The 17,813-nt window shown below is 32.6% G+C and carries 16 protein-coding genes; 9 read left to right on the forward strand and 7 right to left on the reverse strand.

The genetic code is table 11. The annotated features are described in order from the left end of the window. Positions 1-108: 108 nt before the first annotated feature. The 5 genes from FUA24_RS17435 to htpG all read right to left on the reverse strand — a co-directional run bounded on the left by FUA24_RS17435 (position 109) and on the right by htpG (position 5,270). Positions 109-684: a Crp/Fnr family transcriptional regulator gene (locus FUA24_RS17435; RefSeq protein ID WP_148544353.1), complete on the reverse strand. Its 576-nt coding sequence runs from the start codon at positions 682-684 to the stop codon at positions 109-111. Between the two features lie 154 nt (positions 685-838). Next, a complete protein-coding gene (locus FUA24_RS17440; protein WP_148544354.1) occupies positions 839-1,297 on the reverse strand; it encodes an FKBP-type peptidyl-prolyl cis-trans isomerase in 459 nt (152 codons plus the stop codon). A 100-nt stretch (positions 1,298-1,397) separates the two neighbouring features. After that, on the reverse strand, positions 1,398-1,787 hold the full coding sequence (locus tag FUA24_RS17445) for an iron chaperone (protein ID WP_148544355.1): 390 nt from the start codon (positions 1,785-1,787) through the stop codon (positions 1,398-1,400). 25 nt (positions 1,788-1,812) lie between these two features. Continuing rightward, positions 1,813-2,967, reverse strand: a complete 1,155-nt coding sequence (locus FUA24_RS17450; RefSeq protein ID WP_148544356.1) for a DUF418 domain-containing protein — start codon at positions 2,965-2,967, stop codon at positions 1,813-1,815. A 392-nt stretch (positions 2,968-3,359) separates the two neighbouring features. Continuing rightward, positions 3,360-5,270 (reverse strand): molecular chaperone HtpG, encoded by a 1,911-nt coding sequence (gene htpG / locus FUA24_RS17455; protein WP_148544357.1) that lies wholly within the window; start codon positions 5,268-5,270, stop codon positions 3,360-3,362. Between the two features lie 253 nt (positions 5,271-5,523). Here htpG and FUA24_RS17460 point away from each other — a divergent pair, with 253 nt between their 5' ends. Further along, positions 5,524-6,531 (forward strand): 3-oxoacyl-ACP synthase III family protein, encoded by a 1,008-nt coding sequence (locus FUA24_RS17460; protein ID WP_148544358.1) that lies wholly within the window; start codon positions 5,524-5,526, stop codon positions 6,529-6,531. 444 nt (positions 6,532-6,975) lie between these two features. Here the strand turns inward: FUA24_RS17460 and FUA24_RS17465 are convergent, their stop codons facing one another. Further along, entirely contained in the window at positions 6,976-9,465 is a 2,490-nt protein-coding gene (locus FUA24_RS17465; RefSeq protein ID WP_148544359.1) for an outer membrane beta-barrel protein, read from the reverse strand. A 96-nt stretch (positions 9,466-9,561) separates the two neighbouring features. Between FUA24_RS17465 and FUA24_RS17470 the strand changes: the two genes are divergently transcribed. Further along, positions 9,562-9,924 carry a CoA-binding protein gene (locus tag FUA24_RS17470; protein ID WP_148544360.1) on the forward strand — a complete coding sequence of 121 codons (363 nt, stop codon included), beginning with the start codon at positions 9,562-9,564 and terminating at the stop codon, positions 9,922-9,924. Here FUA24_RS17470 and FUA24_RS17475 read toward each other — a convergent pair. Continuing rightward, entirely contained in the window at positions 9,895-11,343 is a 1,449-nt protein-coding gene (locus FUA24_RS17475; protein WP_148544361.1) for a sodium:solute symporter, read from the reverse strand. The two genes, FUA24_RS17470 and FUA24_RS17475, sit on opposite strands and share 30 nt — an antisense overlap. Positions 11,344-11,458: 115 nt before the next feature. Here FUA24_RS17475 and recR point away from each other — a divergent pair, with 115 nt between their 5' ends. From recR to FUA24_RS17510, 7 genes are all read left to right on the forward strand, one after another. Beyond that, positions 11,459-12,076, forward strand: coding sequence for a recombination mediator RecR (recR, locus tag FUA24_RS17480; RefSeq protein ID WP_148544362.1), 618 nt, complete (start codon positions 11,459-11,461; stop codon positions 12,074-12,076). An 8-nt stretch (positions 12,077-12,084) separates the two neighbouring features. After that, positions 12,085-13,182 carry a glycosyltransferase family 2 protein gene (locus FUA24_RS17485; RefSeq protein WP_148544363.1) on the forward strand — a complete coding sequence of 366 codons (1,098 nt, stop codon included), beginning with the start codon at positions 12,085-12,087 and terminating at the stop codon, positions 13,180-13,182. An 89-nt stretch (positions 13,183-13,271) separates the two neighbouring features. After that, on the forward strand, positions 13,272-14,585 hold the full coding sequence (locus FUA24_RS17490) for a dihydrolipoamide acetyltransferase family protein (RefSeq protein ID WP_148544364.1): 1,314 nt from the start codon (positions 13,272-13,274) through the stop codon (positions 14,583-14,585). A gap of 99 nt (positions 14,586-14,684) precedes the next feature. Next, positions 14,685-15,461, forward strand: a complete 777-nt coding sequence (locus tag FUA24_RS17495; RefSeq protein WP_148544365.1) for a 3'-5' exonuclease — start codon at positions 14,685-14,687, stop codon at positions 15,459-15,461. 94 nt (positions 15,462-15,555) lie between these two features. Then, the gene (locus FUA24_RS17500) at positions 15,556-16,167 is read left to right on the forward strand and encodes a fumarylacetoacetate hydrolase family protein (RefSeq protein ID WP_148544366.1); all 612 of its coding nucleotides are present in this window, start codon (positions 15,556-15,558) and stop codon (positions 16,165-16,167) included. Next, a complete protein-coding gene (locus tag FUA24_RS17505) occupies positions 16,167-16,508 on the forward strand; it encodes an Hpt domain-containing protein (RefSeq protein ID WP_148544367.1) in 342 nt (113 codons plus the stop codon). Before FUA24_RS17500 ends, FUA24_RS17505 begins: the two co-directional genes overlap by 1 nt. After that, positions 16,508-17,761, forward strand: a complete 1,254-nt coding sequence (locus tag FUA24_RS17510) for a competence/damage-inducible protein A (protein WP_148544368.1) — start codon at positions 16,508-16,510, stop codon at positions 17,759-17,761. Before FUA24_RS17505 ends, FUA24_RS17510 begins: the two co-directional genes overlap by 1 nt. Positions 17,762-17,813 lie beyond the last annotated feature (52 nt).

The following is a 17,813-nucleotide window of genomic DNA, read 5'->3' on the forward strand; positions in this document are numbered from 1 at the left end:
TATTAACCTACATATAAACTTTATCTATATATAATCTTTAAGGGAGGCAAAGATATAATGGATTGACGTATTAAAAATTGATGTATGATAAGAAATGAATTAATTATGTTAAAGTTCTTTTCTAATTCTACTCAAACTTTCTGTTGTGATACCTAAAAATGAAGCTATATGATAGTTCTTTATGGATTTTTCAATATCTGGGTATGATTTAAGAAAATTTATATAGCGTTCTTTTGCTGTTAAGGATAATTCCGATAGGATTCTTTTTTGAAATGCGCTGAAAGCTCTTTCTAATTTTTTTCTAAAAAAAGATTCAATTTTTGGGATATTGGAATAAAGAAATTCTTTGTCTAAATCTGTTATTTTATAAACAACAGAATCTTGTATTGCTTCAATATTCATTATGGCCTTAGATGAAGAAAAGAAGGCAGTATAATCACTCATCCACCAATCTTTAATAGCAAATTGTACTGTAAATTCCCTTCCTTGAGCATCTATATGGTAAGATCTTAGGCAGCCTTCAATAACATAATATTGTACATCAACATTATCTCCTGTCTTAATCAATTGGTCTCCTTTCCGTAAAATTTCTTTAAAAAATACCGCGTTAATAATTCCATTTTCTTCATTAGAAAAAGAAAGGTCTTTAAATATTTCTTTACTTATGGAATTATCGGTATTCACTTTAAAAGCTTTATAATGAATAATTTACGTAAAATTCTTGTGAGTAAGAAATTTTTTCGATTTAGTTGTAAAAAATTAGTTTAGCTGTCATAAACAACAAACCACTCTGCAAAGACAAAGTGGTTTGTTGTGTATTAAAATTTTAAAGTAGTTATTAATTTACTGTAATTAGGTTAATATCAAATATTAAAACGGCACCTCCAGGAATGTTTCCCCTACCAAGATTGCCATAAGCTAAGTGAGAAGGAATTAACAACATTCCGCTTCCTCCTTCTTTAAAATAGGTAATACCTTCTGTCCATCCGGTAATAACCTGTTGTAAATTAAAAGAAATACCTAAGTCATCACTTTCATCAAACACTTGTCCGTTTGTAAAGTAACCTTTGTAAGCTACCGTTACGTCACTAGTTGTTGTTGGCTGCGCTCCTGTTCCTGGTTCATCAATTACATAATATAAACCAGTATTACTGCTCAAAGCATTTAAGTTATTCGCAGTAATATAATCCTGAATTTCTTGGTCATTTTCTTCTCTGTAGTCTTTAATTCCGCCATTATCGGTAGAACATGATGAGATAATTAAAAATAGAGCAATTACTTTAGTAAAATGTTTCATAATAGATTTTTAGGCGTAAATATACTAGTGTAAAGGCCTATTACAATAAAAAAAACTAACGAATTTAAATGTTTACTTGATCCAAGGCAGCTATAAGTGTTTAGCTCCATGTTTTTTCAATTTCTTCTTTTCTGAATCTTACCATTTTTAAAATTAGTTCTTTTGGTAAAGGTTCGTTAAAAGGAAATTGAACAGTTCCTTTTCCTAATTTGTAATTTTTTAACTCTTTAGAGAATTTCTTAAGTGTAGTTGGAAAAGGGTAGAAGCTCACAAATTTCGCATATGCAGCCATCATAATTTGTTGCTCTTTTTTTCCCTTGGGAACTAAAGTAAAGGAAGGAATTTTATAATTTATGACTTCAGTTGCATCGGGAGCAGCTTCCATAATAATGTTTCTTAACTCACTTAAGATTTTTTGAGCCTCAGCAGATTGATTTTTTATGTAATCATCAATAGTATCATAACTGGGCATTGGACCTTTCATTCCCATGGCATTTAGGTTTTTGAATGTCTTACTAAGTTAATTTTTTAAATTTAATCCAAGTAAGTTTTCGCCATAATTTCTCTAAAGGTCCATATGTATGGTGTTTAAGCCACCAAGAAGAAAATCTCATTTGAAGTATCAAAATTACAATGGCAATACACAAAGTGAGGGCTGAACCGCAGTATCTATAAAGACCAAGTCCCCAACCATAATACATAAAGGTTCCAATTACCGCAATTAGAATGTAATTTGTTAATCCCATTCTACCAAACGTTGCAAATCTTGAAATCCAAACCTGCCCCTTATGTTGTCTCCATAGAATTACAATTAAAGATACCACGAATAGCATAATGGCGAACTTAGTATAAGTATCTAATAAAGCATTTAAGGTTTTAATAAAATTAGGTGTATTAGTTAGTTCTCCTAATCGGGTTCCAAGACCAGTGAGCAACCAGATTACACTACTAAAGCATAACACGCTATACCAGAATTTTAAAGATTTTTGAGTGAATGCTTTTGTCTTACTAAGGTAGGCACCTAAAAAGAAAAGTCCGGGAATGGTAAACATTCTCCCGGCATTTATATACCATACATAGGAGCGTTTCCAACCCATTGTAAAATTGTATTCCAATACATCCCAGAAAGTTCCTGTAGTTAAAATTTCTTGTGTTTTGGCTTTTGGATAAGGTACCTTAAAATTAATTACAGCGCCTTCGATAAAGTGACATATTAAACCATATATTCTTAGAGGATCTAATAAAAGTAAAAGGCTTAAAAATAGTAAAGTCCTATTTTTTAGAAAGGGAATTATAATTAGGGTTAGTCCAAAAATAGCATATTTAGAAAGGATTTCACCTCCTTGGAATATCATGTGAATTAGAGCGAAACCTAGTAGTAAAACCATACGCCAGATATGTCTAAAAAAGTAACGGTCTCCAGCAGCTTTTCTATTACTATACAGTATCCAATAACTAAGACCAAATAATAAGGAAAAAAGCGCAAAGGATTTCCCCGAAAACAATAAGAAAAGTGTGTCCCAAACCCATTTATCCAGGGTTTTAAGCCATGGTATTGTATAGGTAGGTTTTAAATAAATACCAAAATGTTCAATATGATGTAGCAGTAAAATTCCAGCAAGAGCAATACCTCTTAAGGCATCTATTAGAACGATTCTGTTTTTATTCATTTGGCATAAATTAAGACTAAAAGCGTGATGTGTAATGTGCTCATAGTAACAAACATAACTGTTTTTTGAGCTCTGGTGTAATGGCTGCTTAATTTAGACTGAGCACATAGACATGATTCTCGAAATAGTTGAGGTAATACATAACCTGCTATGAGCTCTGAGATTACAGTAACTTAAGGTTAGTTCCGTTTACTGAAACTGAGATGTTAACAAGAGATATAATTAATTTGAAAATTTTACGGAACCGTTAACGTAATGACCAAATAATTAGATAAATAGTAAGAATGTGGTAGGGGAATTGTTAAACTTCATTTTAATAAAAAAACCACTCTGCATAAGCAAAGTGGTTTTAATATCATAAATATTGAAACAAGTTCAATATGACAAATAAATTACTTGATCATATCGTAGCTACGTTTAATGAAGTTTGTTAATTCTTCACCTTTTAATAAACCTTGTGATAATCTAGCTAAATCCAAACTTTGGTTTATTAAACGTTCTTGTTTCTTTTTGGTTTTTGTATTCAATATTTCACTTACTAATTCATGATTAGTATTAACTACCAAGTTGTACATTTCTGGCATGTTACCGAACATGTTCATACCTCCGCCTCCTGTTGCTTGCATTTCTTTCATTCTACGCATAAACTCTGGCTGTGTAATAATGAAAGGAGAAGCATCGCTATCCATAGCTTCTAATTGTACAGTAAATTTTTCAGATGGAATTAGCTCTTTTAATAATTCGTCTAAAGCTTTTGTTTGGTCTTCATCTAACTTAGAAATAGTAGTGTCATCTTTTTTGATAAGATTATTAATATGATCACCATCAACTCGAGCAAAAGAAATATTCTCTTTTGAAGTTTCTAACTTTTGAATTAAGTGAGATACAATTGGAGAATCTAATAACAATACTTCGTAACCTTTTGCTTTAGCTGCCTCTATGTAACTATGTTGTTCATCTTTATCTGAAGCATAAAGGATTACTAACTTGTCATCTTTATCCGTTTGGTTTGCTTTAATTTTATTGTATAGCTCTTCGTAGGTAAAGTACTTTTCATCAACTGTTGGATAAAGCGCAAAAGCATCTGCTTTTTCAAAGAATTTTTCTTCAGAAAGCATTCCGTATTCAATTACTACTTTAATATCGTTCCACTTTGCCTCAAAATCTTCACGGTTATTATTAAATAGAGACTTTAATTTATCAGCTACTTTTCTAGTAATGTAAGACGAAATCTTTTTAACTGCGCCATCAGCTTGCAAATAAGAACGCGATACGTTCAAAGGAATATCAGGAGAATCAATAACCCCACGTAACATGGTTAAGAATTCTGGAACAATACCTTCAACGTTATCTGTTACAAATACTTGATTTTGGTATAATTGAATGCGATCTTTTTGAACGTTTAAATCGTTCGTCATTTTTGGGAAATATAAAATTCCCGTTAGGTTGAAAGGATAATCAACATTTAAGTGAATGTTAAATAACGGCTCTTCAAACTGCATTGGGTACAACTCACGATAGAAGTTACTGTAATCTTCATCTTCTAATTCAGAAGGTTGCTTAGTCCAAGCTGGGTTTGGGTTGTTGATAATGTCATCAACAGTTATTTTTCTATGAGGTTCTTTAGTTTCTTTACCCTCATCATCGGTAATAGTTGCTGGTTCGTGCTCAGGATCATTGATTTCCTTGGTTCCAAATTTAATTGGCACTGGCATAAACTTATTGTACTTAGTAAGTAGCTCTCTAATTCTACTTTCTTCTAAGAATTCTTCTTCACCTTCAGAAATATGTAGAATGATTTCAGTACCTCTTTCGGCTTTATCATTTGGTTCTAAAGTAAATTCTGGAGAGCCGTCACAAGTCCAATGTGCTGCTGGTTCATCTTTAAAAGATTTGGTAATGATTTCTACTTTATCTGCTACCATAAACGCAGAATAGAATCCTAATCCAAAATGACCTATGATGCCAGAATCTTTTGCTGAGTCTTTATATTTATCTAAAAATTCTTCAGCTCCAGAAAATGCTACTTGGTTAATATATTTCTCAACCTCCTCTGCAGTCATACCTAAACCTTGGTCTATAATATGTAGCTTTTTGGCATCTTTATCTATTTTAATTTCAATTTGAGGGGTGCCATATTCTACTTTAGCTTCACCAATATTTGTAAGGTGTTTTAATTTTAATGTAGCATCTGTGGCATTACTAATTAACTCACGTAAAAAGATTTCGTGGTCACTGTATAAGAATTTCTTAATTAACGGAAAGATATTTTCTACCGATACATTAATACTTCCTTTTGTCATGATAAATAAATTTATTTGTCATTCCCGTGTAGACGGGAATCTTATTAATTATAAGTTTTAATTCTTGTTGGTCTACATTCAAAAAAAATACCAAGCCTTAAAATGTGACAAACTGACACAACTTTTTTCGGATAGGGAAGTAAATTGTAAAATTCAAAAGAGCAAATTCCAGTATGTTTTGGTTTTTGGAATTTAGATTTTGGAATTTGAGAATTATATTTTGTAATTTGGTTTGTACTAAAAAGTATGTGATATGTACAATTCTAAAATAATAGGTCTTGGTAAATATGTGCCAGAAAATGTAGTAACAAATGATGATCTGTCTAAAATGATGGACACTAATGACGAATGGATCCAGGAGCGTACTGGTATTAAGGAAAGACGTTGGATTGAAAAAGGGAGTGAGGATACATCTGCCACAATGGGTGCAAAGGCTGCTAGGATTGCCATAGAACGTGCAGGACTAACTAAGGATGAAATAGATTTTATTGTGTTTGCTACCTTAAGCCCCGATTACTATTTTCCTGGTTGTGGCGTTCAAATTCAAGATATGTTAGACATGCCTACAGTTGGCGCTTTAGATATAAGAAATCAATGTTCTGGATTTGTATATGCGGTGTCTGTAGCAGATCAGTTTATAAAAACTGGTATGTATAAAAATGTATTGGTTATTGGTTCTGAATACCATTCTGGTGGTTTAGATAAAACTACAAGGGGTAGAGGTGTTTCTGTAATTTTTGGTGATGGGGCGGGAGCTGCTGTAATGTCTAGAACGGAAGATAACAGTAAAGGTGTTTTGTCATCACATTTACATTCTGAAGGTAAATATGCCGAAGAATTAACGGTTTTAGGTCCCAATATTAAGAAATGGGTGCCAGAGATTTTAGAGGCTAATGATCCTGAAGACACATCGTACTATCCTTATATGAACGGACAATTTGTGTTTAAACACGCCGTGGTTCGTTTTAGCGAAGCTATTATAGAAGGGCTGCAAGCAAACAATTTACAGAAAGAAGATATTGATATGTTAATTCCACATCAGGCCAACTTACGTATTTCTCAGTTTGTACAAAGGAAGTTTGGTTTGCGAGATGATCAAGTCTTTAACAATATTCAAAAATATGGAAACACTACAGCTGCATCTGTAATTATTGCGTTAACTGAGGCTTGGGAAGAAGGCAAAATTAAGGACGGAGATACTGTGGTATTAGCTGCCTTTGGGAGTGGCTTTACTTGGGGTAGTGTAATTATGAAATGGTAATATAAATAAACCCTGAAACTAAGTAATTTAATTTCAGGGTTGTTCAGCTATCAATCAATTCCCAACTAACACTAAAGTGAAGAATCTTATATTATTAGACGTTAAAAACTAAATTTTATTGCAATACGAATTAGTATTTAACTTTTTTTAACATAAAAAGAAAAATCCGAAACTAAGAAATTCGGATTTTTCCTTTTAATACTAATCTTTTTTACGAAATTTTTATTGTATGACTGACTAACTCAAATAACTAATTCTTCGTGGTGTTAGATTGTATACTTCGTTTAACGTAAAATTATTGTGCTTATTGTGTACTGCTTAAATTTTTTTTTAATTTCTTAAAAAACAAAACCCCAAAGTTGCATAAACTCTGGGGTTTCTTATTCAATAGCCTTACTTAACACTAACCATCAAATTATTATGCAGGCTACTAAATGGGTTATTTTATAGGAAGCCTCCACCTCCCGATTTTTCGTCATTATCTCTTCTTTTTCTAGATTTAGCACGGTATTTTCCTCCACCAAATCTATAGTTTAAACTCACGTTCCAAGTGTTGCTCTCCCAGTTAAATTCACCATTTTGAACAAATGGTCTTCTACCGTTAAAACCAAACCTTTGGGTATCAAAAACGTCGTTTAAGTTAAACGCAAATGTTGCTCTATTATTTTCTAAGAAACTATAACGCATGCCTAGGTTTATAAAGTACATTGGCTTAACATCAAACTGTAAGTTTTTGTTTTTTCCTCTGTAGAATCCGAACGCGGTGAACGTTAATTTTTTGCTTACGCTAAAGTTGTTGAACATTCTAAAGTTCCAAGCAACGTTATCTACTTCTGTTGTATTAGTTTCAATATCAGCTACCGTAGCATCTTCAATAAGAACACCATCTCTAATGTTTTCAGCAATACCTTTTTGAGTCTGAGAATATAAATCGAAACTTCCATTTATAAACCACCATTTGGTAGGTCTGTAGTTTGTAGATAATTCGAACCCATAAGCAGAAGTATTATCAAAGTTATCGTGTGTTAAAATTACACGGCCCGATGTAACATCACTTCTATCAATAAATAAGGCTCTGTTTATTTCATCAGAAATTGCTCTATAGAAAACGCCAGCAGTAATACTCCCTTTTCTGTCTTTTAAATTTCTTGTGTAATTAACTTCAACAGAGTTCGTAAACTGAGGAACTAAATCTTGATTACCAAAGGAAGAAATTAATGGTGTACTCCATTCTTTTATAGGGTTTACTTGTCCTATTCCTGGTCTATCTACTCTTCGGCTATAGCTAAATTGATAAGAGTTTTTCTCAGATGGAGTATAAGTAATGAATAAAGAAGGGTAAACTTGTATGTAATCATTATCAAAAGGTAATTCAGTTACAACATTAGTTGTCACATTTTCTTGTAAAGCTAATGTTTCAACATTTACACTTTCGGCTCTAAGCCCTACCTGGTATGTCCATTTATCAATTTTCTTGTTAAAGTTTACATAAGCAGAATAAATATCTCTAGAATAATCAAAATCTGTACTTGGTGTCGGTTCTAAAGTTCCGGCTTCTGTAAAAGAATCTCCAGTAGAAGCATATCTGATTTCGGTGTTAAATAATCTTGCTTGTAACCCAACTTCTAACTTAGCATTATCGGATAAAGGATTTACATAATCTAAGTTAATCGTAGTCCTTTCTCTATCTGTTTCGTTAAAGTCTGTGTAATCTCTAAGAGGTCCTTCTATTTGGTCAAAAAATACTGGGTTTTCACCTTCATAAATATTATGGTCTACCTCTAGTTCTATGTTTTCACCTTCCTTAGCAAATTCTAACTTATAATCGAAGTTGTATTGCTGAGAGGTATTATCGCCAGTATTTGTAAATATTTGGTTCTGATTAAAAGCCATATTATCATTAAAAATAGCCTTTGTACTACCTATAGTACTATTTTCAGAAAGGTTCTGATTTGTAAATACAGAAATAGTATTCTTATCATTTAGGTAAAAGTCTAACCCAACTTTAAACTGGTGATTATCTCTTTTGTCTAAGAATCTAAATATTTGTTCAGAGTTATTTTCTGGTCTGTTTACAAAACCTCTATTTCTGTTTTTAGAAATATTATTACTGTAGCTACCATAAGCATTAAATTTACCATTTCGGTAGTTCATGTTTAAGGAGCTATTAAATTTTGCTTCTATCTCATGACTTAAACCAACATTAAAGTTACCATTAAATCCTACCATAGTATTCTTATGCAATACAATGTTGATAATCCCACTCATTCCCTCAGGATTGTATTTAGCTGAAGGATTAGTGATTAACTCAATAGATTTAATAGCGGTAGAAGGAATTTGCTTTAGTAACTGCGCTGTTGGGATGTTTGACAACTTTCCATCTACCATTACGCGAACATTTTGGTTACCACGCATGCTAATTTCACCAGTTTGGGCATCTACATTAACAGAAGGAATCCCTACCATTAATTGAGAAGCTGTACCTGTAGCAGCAAGATCTTTACCAATAGTAATTACCTTTCTATCAACTTTTTGTTGAATCGTTGAGGTTTCCGCAATTACTGTAACAGCATCTAAACTTTCTGCTTCCTCTTCTAAATAGATGTTACCAAGTTTTACCTTGTAATTGCCTTTACCTATAGTAACATTTTTAGTATACGTTTTATATCCAATATATTGAATACTAACTACAACATCGCCTTCGGTAACCTTATCTACACTAAAAGTACCATCATCTAGGGTGATACCCCCAGTAATAGTTTCGTTTTTACTGTTTTTAATAATTACGTTTACATAAGGTAAGGGTTGTTTTAACTTTGCGTCTAAAACGGTTCCTGTAATTGATCCTCTATTATCAGCATTAGTAACAGGATCTGTATGCGCTTTTACTATAATTGAAAGAAATAAAAAGCACATGAAAAATACGTTTTTCATTTTGATGTTTTTTGATTGATTGATTTCAGTTACGTTTAAGACGCGAAAGAACGCATTATGTTACCATTTTTTTTAACCTTAACAACATTTTAACAAATGGATAAAAAGACTCTTGTTCTCGGAACTTCTTTAAAACCAAATAGATATTCCAATTATGCCGTACAAAGATTAGTAGCAAAAAAAGTTGAAACAGTTGCTTTTGGATTGAGAAAAGGAGAAGTTGAAGGTGTTACAATTGACACAGAATTATTACCATATGAAGACATTCATACGGTTACCTTATATTTAAATCCCAAAAGACAAAAGGCGTATTACGATTATATAGTGTCTTTAAAACCAAAACGTGTAATATTTAATCCAGGCACCGAAAACCCGGAATTGTATGGCATTTTGAAAGGACATAACATTGCTTTTGAGGCTTCCTGCACCCTAGTTTTGCTTTCTACTAATCAGTATTAAACCTAAATAGGTGAGTATGCCGTTAATTATCAAAATTTCAAAGCCAATTTGATAACCGTTAAGCAAATCAACAGAATACGTATTCAAAAAGTAAGACAATATAGGAGCAACCAGAGCTATTACCCAAACAAGTTTATCTTTTAGTTGCCTTTTTGTAAAAATACCTAGTGCAAATAAACCTAATAATGGTCCATAAGTGTAACCTGCAGCCTTGAATAATTCCCATATTACAGATACATCTTTAAATATGGCATCAAAAAGTATAATAACTACAATTAAAACAAGGCTTACGAGAATATGTACTTGTTTTCTAATTCTTTTTTGAGCATTAAAAGGCTTTTTGTCTAATTCTATAATATCAATACAAAATGATGTAGTTAATGAGGTTAATGCCGAATCTGCACTAGAATATGCTGCTGCAATAAGGCCAAGTAAAAAGAAAGAAGACGTAAGTATTCCAATTTCTGGCAGCATAGCAATGGTTGGGAATAAATCATCTTTTTTAGCGCTAATGCCATGTTGGCTGGCATATTGCGTTAGTAGCAGACCTAAGACTAAAAACAGAATGTTTACAAAAATAAGTACAACACTAAAAGAGATCATGTTTTTTTGAGCTTCTTTTAAGTTTTTACAAGTTAGGTTTTTTTGCATCATATCCTGATCTAAGCCAGTCATAGTTATGGTAATAAACATACCAGCCAAAAAGCTTTTAATAAAGTATTGAGAATCATTAAAATCATCAAAGAAAAATACTTTGCTCATAGGGCTTTCTGAAACACTTGTGTACACCTCAGAAAAAGTATTTAAGTCCATTGCAGACGCTAAGAATACAATGGTAACTACTACAGAGATTAACATAAACAAAGTCTGTAGAGTATCGGTGAAAATAATAGTTTTTATACCTCCTCTAAAGGTATAAAGCCAAATAAGGGCAATAGTAATTATAACGGTTATTGTGAAAGGAATATTAAATTGATTAAAAACAAGAAGTTGTAAAACTTTAGCAACCAAAAATAGCCTGAAAGCTGCACCAACAATTCTAGATACTAAAAATGCAGTAGCCCCAGTTTTATAACTTACATTGCCAAACCTATCCCTTAAGTAGGTATAAATAGATGTTAGATTAAGCTTATAATATATGGGGAGCAAAACATAGGCTATTATTAAGTACCCGAAAAAGTACCCAAAAACAACCTGTAAATACCCAAATTGTTTCGCCTCTACCGCTCCTGGAACAGAAATAAATGTGACACCAGATAAAGATGCACCTATCATACCAAAAGCCACCAAATACCAAGGAGCAGATTTGTTTGCCTTAAAAAAGGCATCGTTACTATCTTCTTTTCCTGTTACATAAGAAATTAATATTAACACAATAAAATATGCGGCAATTAACAGAAGTATTTGAGTAGCAGTCATATAAGCTGGGTTAGGTTTTCAAAATACAAATTAATAGCTTCAAAAGCCAAAATCTGTTCAAAAGAAGGTAAAATCTGTACTATTGAAATTAATAATATATTGTAATTTCGCGATTATGGAATTTTCTTCAAAATTGCTCGAAAAAGCTGTAAATGAAATGTCTCAGCTACCAGGTGTGGGTAAAAGAACTGCACTTAGGTTGGTGTTGCATATGCTTCGACAACCAAAGGAACAGACGTTGGCTTTAGCAGAAGCTTTGCAAACAATGCGTAATGAAATTAAATTCTGTAAATCATGTCATAATATTAGTGATAATGAGCTTTGTGAGATATGCTCGTCTAATAACCGAAATGAAGAAATTGTTTGTGTGGTAGAAGATATTAGAGATGTTATGGCTATTGAAAGTACTAGCTCTTACAAAGGCTTATACCATGTTTTAGGAGGTAAAATATCGCCAATGGATGGTATAGGACCACATGATTTAAATATTGAAACCTTAGTAAATAAGGTAAAAGAAGGAAAGGTTAAGGAGCTTATTTTTGCATTAAGTTCTACTATGGAGGGAGATACAACAAATTTTTATATTTACAAGCAAATTCAGGAATACAATATTGAAACATCCACTATAGCCAGAGGTATATCCGTTGGTGATGAATTAGAGTATGCAGATGAAATTACTTTAGGAAGGAGTATTGTTAATAGAATTCCGTTTGAATCTTCTTTAAAATCTTAGTCTCTCGTTTGAAGCTTTCAGTAATCATACTTAATTATAATGTAAGGTACTTTTTAGAGTTATGTTTAAAAAGTGTGCAGGCGGCAATACATCAAATTGACGCGGAAATAATTGTAGTTGATAACAATTCAGAAGATGATAGTTGCCAAATGGTGAGAACCTTTTTTCCAGAAGTAACACTTATTCAGAATAAAGAGAACTACGGTTTTTCTAAGGGAAATAATATAGGTGTTAGACAAGCAAAAGGGGAGTACATTTGCATTTTAAATCCAGATACTGTTGTTCCCGAAGATGTTTTTATAAATCTTTTGAAATCTTGTGAAAGTAGAAGTAAATTGGGGGCTGTTGGATGTAAATTGATTGATGGTGTAGGGAGGTTTTTGCCAGAAAGTAAACGAAATGTTCCTGTAATAAAAGCCTCATTTAAAAAAATGATGGGTAATTCTAAGTTGTATTACGCAAATCATTTAGAAGAAAACGAAGAAGGTGAAATAGATGTTTTGGTTGGAGCTTTTATGTTGATGAAAAAGAAGGTATATGATGAGGTTGGAGGGTTTGATGAAGATTATTTTATGTATGGTGAGGATATCGATTTATCTTTTAAACTTCTTAAAGAGGGATATCAAAACTACTATTACGGAAAAACTAGCATTCTACATTTTAAGGGAGAAAGCACTTTAAAAGATAGGCTATATGCAAAACGGTTTTATGGTGCCATGCAAATTTTTTATAAGAAACATTTTAGGCAAAATTTATTGTTTGATGCTCTAGTATGGTTCGGTATTCAAATGGCTTATTTTTTTAGAAAAATTCCAAAACGTTCAGTCAAAAAGATTAATAGGTACATATTGCTATCAAAAAGGCATAATGAAAAGTTACAATCTAAATTATTAAATAATATTTTTTTAGAAAAAGAGATTAGTAATTTTGAAAAGTCGGATGAACTTATTTTTGACGCAAATGTATTAACGCATAAAGAAATAATTTCATCTATAGAGAAGTATTCTAAAAATAATAGTTTGACTTTCAAAATTTTACCAAATAAAGCTAGTTTTATATTAGGAAGTGATACGGCAATAAGTAGAGGGGAGATAATAGAATTCTAGTGTTTTTAATTATTGAATTTTTAAATAAATCACTATTTTTTTAGTAATTTTGCAAGCGAAAACAAAAAAACAACTATTACAATAAAAATATGGCAAGGTTTGAACTTAAACTACCAAAAATGGGAGAAAGTGTGGCGGAAGCTACAATTACTTCTTGGTTAAAAGAGGTTGGAGAAAATATAGAAATGGACGAGCCTATTGTTGAAATAGCGACAGATAAAGTTGATAGTGAAGTTCCCAGTGAAGTAGAGGGTGTTTTGGTTGAACGTTTTTTTGAAGTAGATGACGTAGTTCAAGTAGGACAGGTAATTGCTGTTATTGAAGTAGATGGAGACGCGACTATTCCAGAACAAGAAACGAACACAGATGTTAAAGAAGAAGCCGTTGAGCATATAGAGCAATCTTTTACTATTGCTAAAGAAACAGTGGCTCCTGTAATAGCTAGCGGTGATAGATTTTATTCGCCTTTGGTTAAAAACATTGCAAAGAAAGAAGGTATTAATCAAGAGGAGTTAGATGCCATCCCTGGAACAGGAAAAGAGGGTAGAGTTACCAAAAATGATATTTTAGGGTATTTAGAGAAAAGAGGCACTCAGCCTGTAGCGCCTAAAACAATGCAAAAGGAGGTAGAACCAGTAGGGGGAAAGAAAGAGCAACAAAAGCCTGAAGCTGTTGCTCCTATTGTTTCAAGTGGTGAAGACGAGATTATTGAAATGTCTCGAATGGGTAAACTCATAGCACATCACATGAAAGAGTCTATCCAGACATCAGCTCATGTACAAAGTTTCATCGAAGCAGATGTAACTAATGTTTGGAATTGGCGAAATAAAGTTAAAAACGATTTCCAGAAGCGTGAAGGTGAGAAATTAACCTTTACCCCAATTTTTATGGAAGTAATTGCAAAGGCATTACGGGATTTCCCAATGATGAATATTTCTGTTCAAGGAGATACTATAATAAAGAAGAAAGATATTAATTTAGGTATGGCTACTGCCTTACCAGATGGGAATTTAATTGTTCCAGTAATTAAAAATGCAGATCAACTTAATTTGGTTGGTATGGCCAAAAAAGTAAATGATTTAGCCAACCGAGCAAGGATAAATAGTTTGAATCCGGATGATATTCAAGGCGGAACTTATACCGTTACAAACGTTGGATCATTTGGAAGTATCATGGGGACACCAATTATAAACCAACCACAAGTAGGTATTTTAGCTTTAGGAGCAATTCGAAAGGTTCCAGCGGTAATAGAAACTCCAGAAGGAGACTTTATTGGTATTAGATACAAAATGTTCTTATCGCATTCATACGATCATAGAGTTGTTAATGGCGCTTTGGGAGGTATGTTTGTAAAAGCGGTTAAAGACTATTTAGAAGCTTGGGACGTAAATAGAGAAATCTAAAATTTAAAAATAAATGTGTAAAAACCCAATCACTAATGTGGTTGGGTTTTTTTATTTTTGCAAGCAGCGGCTTAAATACTAAAATTAATATAAACGTATATGCAACTCAATCTTACGAAGCCTATTTGCTTTTTCGATTTAGAAACTACAGGTGTTAATATTTCAAAAGATAGAATAGTAGAAATATCTATACTTAAGGTGTATCCTAATGGAAAAGAAGAAACTAAAACTTGGTTGGTGAATCCAGAAATACAAATCCCAGAAGATATTACTGCTATTCATGGTATCTCCAATGAAGATGTGGCAAACAAACCTACATTTAAGGAATTGGCTAAAGAAGTTTACAATTTGATTAAAGATTCAGATTTGGGAGGCTTTAATTCCAATAGATTTGATATTCCTTTATTGGCGGAAGAAATGTTGCGAGCAGATATAGATTTCGATATGAAAAACCGTTTAGCTATTGATGTGCAAACCATTTTTCATAAAATGGAACAACGTACCTTAAGTGCGGCCTATAAATTCTATTGTGATAAAAATCTTGAAGGGGCTCATAGTGCAGAAGCAGATACTAAAGCTGCCTACGAAGTTCTAAAAGCCCAAATAGAAAGGTATGATGAAGTTGAAAATAATACTAAGTTTTTGGCTGAGTTTAGTTCTAGAAAACAGTTTGCAGATTTTGCCGGTTTCATTGTATTTAATAAAGAAGGTGAAGAATGTTTTTCATTTGGAAAACATAAAGGAAAGAAAGTTGAAGATGTTTTAGCTTCAGAACCAGGTTATTTCGGTTGGGTATTGAATGCCGATTTCCCGCTCTACACAAAAAAAGTATTGACTAATATAAAATTAAGAGGTTTTAATAATAAACTCTTTTAATTAAGAAAAAAGAATCTAGAATAAGGATAAGAATTCATGTTACACGTCTTGTTTCATTGAGTAAAATGGTCTTTGTTCTTTAAGCTTAAAGGAGATGAAATTAATTTGTATTGGTAGAAATTATACAGAGCATATTGAAGAGTTGGAAAATGAGAAGCCACTTGAACCTGTAATTTTTCAAAAACCAGATTCCGCAATTCTACTTAAAAAACAACCCTTTTTTATTCCAGATTTTTCAAATGAAATCCATTACGAAGTAGAGGTTTTGGTGAAAATAAATAGAATAGGAAAATATATAGACAAAAAGTTTGCCCATAAATACTACAGTGAAATTGGTTTAGGAATAGACTTTACGGCAAGAGATTTGCAACGAAAGTTAAAGGAAAAAGGATTACCATGGGAAAAGGCAAAAGCCTTTGATGGATCTGCCGTTGTTGGTAAATGGATACCAAAAAACGAGTTTGAAGATATTAATGCAGTAGATTTTTCTCTAAAAAAGAACCAAGAAATTGTACAAAAAGGAAATACTTCCCTAATGCTTTGGAAAATTGATGAAATAATAGAATATGTTTCAAAATATTTTACTTTAAAGATTGGAGATATTATATTTACGGGCACGCCAGCTGGCGTTGGCATTGTAAAACCCAACGATAAACTAAAAGGATTTATAGAAAACAGAGAAATGTTTTCAATATCAATTAAATAATGGAACAACATTACAAATTAGAACGCGTACGCGAATTAGCGGATAACGATCAAGATTTTATTGCAACTTTAGCAGAAGCTTTCATTGAAGAAATGGGACCAGATTTAGAACGTTTAAAGCAAGGAGTTGCCGATGTAAACTATCAAGAAACATATCAAGCTGCGCATAAAATGAAACCTACAGTAGATTTATTTGAACTAGGTGTTTTAGATACATTAATTGAAGTGCAAGATTGGGGTAAGTTTACTAAAGAAGGAGAGGATATTACAGCACAATTACAAATTGTTGCAACGGCGGTAGAAAACGCCCTTGCCGAAATAAAGGAGGATTTTAATTTATAATGCAAGCCCAAATAATTACCATTGGTGATGAACTTCTTATAGGGCAAGTAATTGACTCCAATTCTGCTTTTATTGCAAAACAACTTAATAGAATAGGTATTTCGGTCTTTGAAATAACGTCTATACAAGACGATAGAGCGCATATTCTCAAAGCGCTAAAGGAAGCGGAGGAACTTGTAGATATTGTTATTTTAACTGGTGGTTTAGGACCAACAAAAGACGATATTACAAAAAAAACCATTGCAGAATATTTTGATGACACCTTGGTAAGAAATGACGATGTGCTGAAAAATATTGAAGACCTCTGGCGCAAACATGTAGGCGGGAAATTACTTCAGGTAAATAAAGATCAGGCTTTAGTTCCTTCAAAGTCTAAAGTATTAATGAATAAATTAGGAACTGCTCCGGGGATGTGGTTCAATAAAGGAGAAAAAACCTTTATCTCACTTCCCGGTGTGCCTTATGAAATGAGTACCTTAGTATCTAATGAGGTGGTTCCAAATCTAAAAGAAAAATATAACTGTCCGCATATCATTCATAAAACCATGTTGGTTTATGGTTTGGGGGAAAGCGCATTAGCAGCAAGAATAGAGGATTGGGAAGATGCTCTACCGGAAGATATGAAACTGGCCTATCTGCCTAATTTAGGTAAAATGAGATTGCGTTTGTCTTCTAAAGGTTTTAATGAAAATGAGTTAAAAGCTAGGGTAGATGCAGAGGTAGATAAAGTACTGCCATTAATCAAAGATGAATTCTTCGGTTTTGAAGATGAAGATGGTTCGGCTGAAATTATTATTGCCAAACAATTACCAAAAATTGGAAAGACTTTGGCCATTGCAGAAAGTTGTACCGGAGGAAATTTAGCTGAACAGTTTACTAAAAATTCGGGAGCCTCGGCTTATTTTAATGGAGGCGTAGTTACGTACTCAACAGAATCTAAAGTAAATGTTTTAGGAGTTTCTAAGGCGTTAATAGATAAATATTCAGTAGTTAGTCATGAAGTTGTAGAAGCTATGGCAGCTAATGCTTTGAAATTGTTTAACTCCGATTATGCGGTAGCTACTACAGGAAACGCAGGACCAACAAAAGGAGATTCCGATGCAGAAATAGGAACAGTTTATATTGCAATAGCTACTAAAACTAAGGTGTACTCCGAAATGTTTAGTTTAGGAAATCACAGGGTAAAAGTTGTAAATAGAGCTGTTAACAAGGCTCTCGAAATGCTCCTAAAAGAAATTTTTAAAAATAGATAATATTTAGATTGCTACAATCTAAATATTTTGTATATTTGCACCTCGATTTTAA

This window comes from Seonamhaeicola marinus (assembly GCF_008085455.1).

Bases quoted from the DNA above. Each gene is read 5' to 3' on its own strand.
- FUA24_RS17440 (WP_148544354.1), bottom strand. From the start codon at position 1,297: ATGAAACATTTTACTAAAGTAATTGCTCTATTTTTAATTATCTCATCA.
- FUA24_RS17445 (WP_148544355.1), bottom strand. From the start codon at position 1,787: ATGGGAATGAAAGGTCCAATGCCCAGTTATGATACTATTGATGATTAC.
- FUA24_RS17450 (WP_148544356.1), bottom strand. From the start codon at position 2,967: ATGAATAAAAACAGAATCGTTCTAATAGATGCCTTAAGAGGTATTGCT.
- htpG (WP_148544357.1), bottom strand. From the start codon at position 5,270: ATGACAAAAGGAAGTATTAATGTATCGGTAGAAAATATCTTTCCGTTA.
- FUA24_RS17460 (WP_148544358.1), top strand. From the start codon at position 5,524: ATGTACAATTCTAAAATAATAGGTCTTGGTAAATATGTGCCAGAAAAT.
- FUA24_RS17465 (WP_148544359.1), bottom strand. From the start codon at position 9,465: ATGAAAAACGTATTTTTCATGTGCTTTTTATTTCTTTCAATTATAGTA.
- FUA24_RS17470 (WP_148544360.1), top strand. From the start codon at position 9,562: ATGGATAAAAAGACTCTTGTTCTCGGAACTTCTTTAAAACCAAATAGA.
- FUA24_RS17475 (WP_148544361.1), bottom strand. From the start codon at position 11,343: ATGACTGCTACTCAAATACTTCTGTTAATTGCCGCATATTTTATTGTG.
- recR (WP_148544362.1), top strand. From the start codon at position 11,459: ATGGAATTTTCTTCAAAATTGCTCGAAAAAGCTGTAAATGAAATGTCT.
- FUA24_RS17490 (WP_148544364.1), top strand. From the start codon at position 13,272: ATGGCAAGGTTTGAACTTAAACTACCAAAAATGGGAGAAAGTGTGGCG.
- FUA24_RS17495 (WP_148544365.1), top strand. From the start codon at position 14,685: ATGCAACTCAATCTTACGAAGCCTATTTGCTTTTTCGATTTAGAAACT.
- FUA24_RS17500 (WP_148544366.1), top strand. From the start codon at position 15,556: ATGAAATTAATTTGTATTGGTAGAAATTATACAGAGCATATTGAAGAG.
- FUA24_RS17505 (WP_148544367.1), top strand. From the start codon at position 16,167: ATGGAACAACATTACAAATTAGAACGCGTACGCGAATTAGCGGATAAC.
- FUA24_RS17510 (WP_148544368.1), top strand. From the start codon at position 16,508: ATGCAAGCCCAAATAATTACCATTGGTGATGAACTTCTTATAGGGCAA.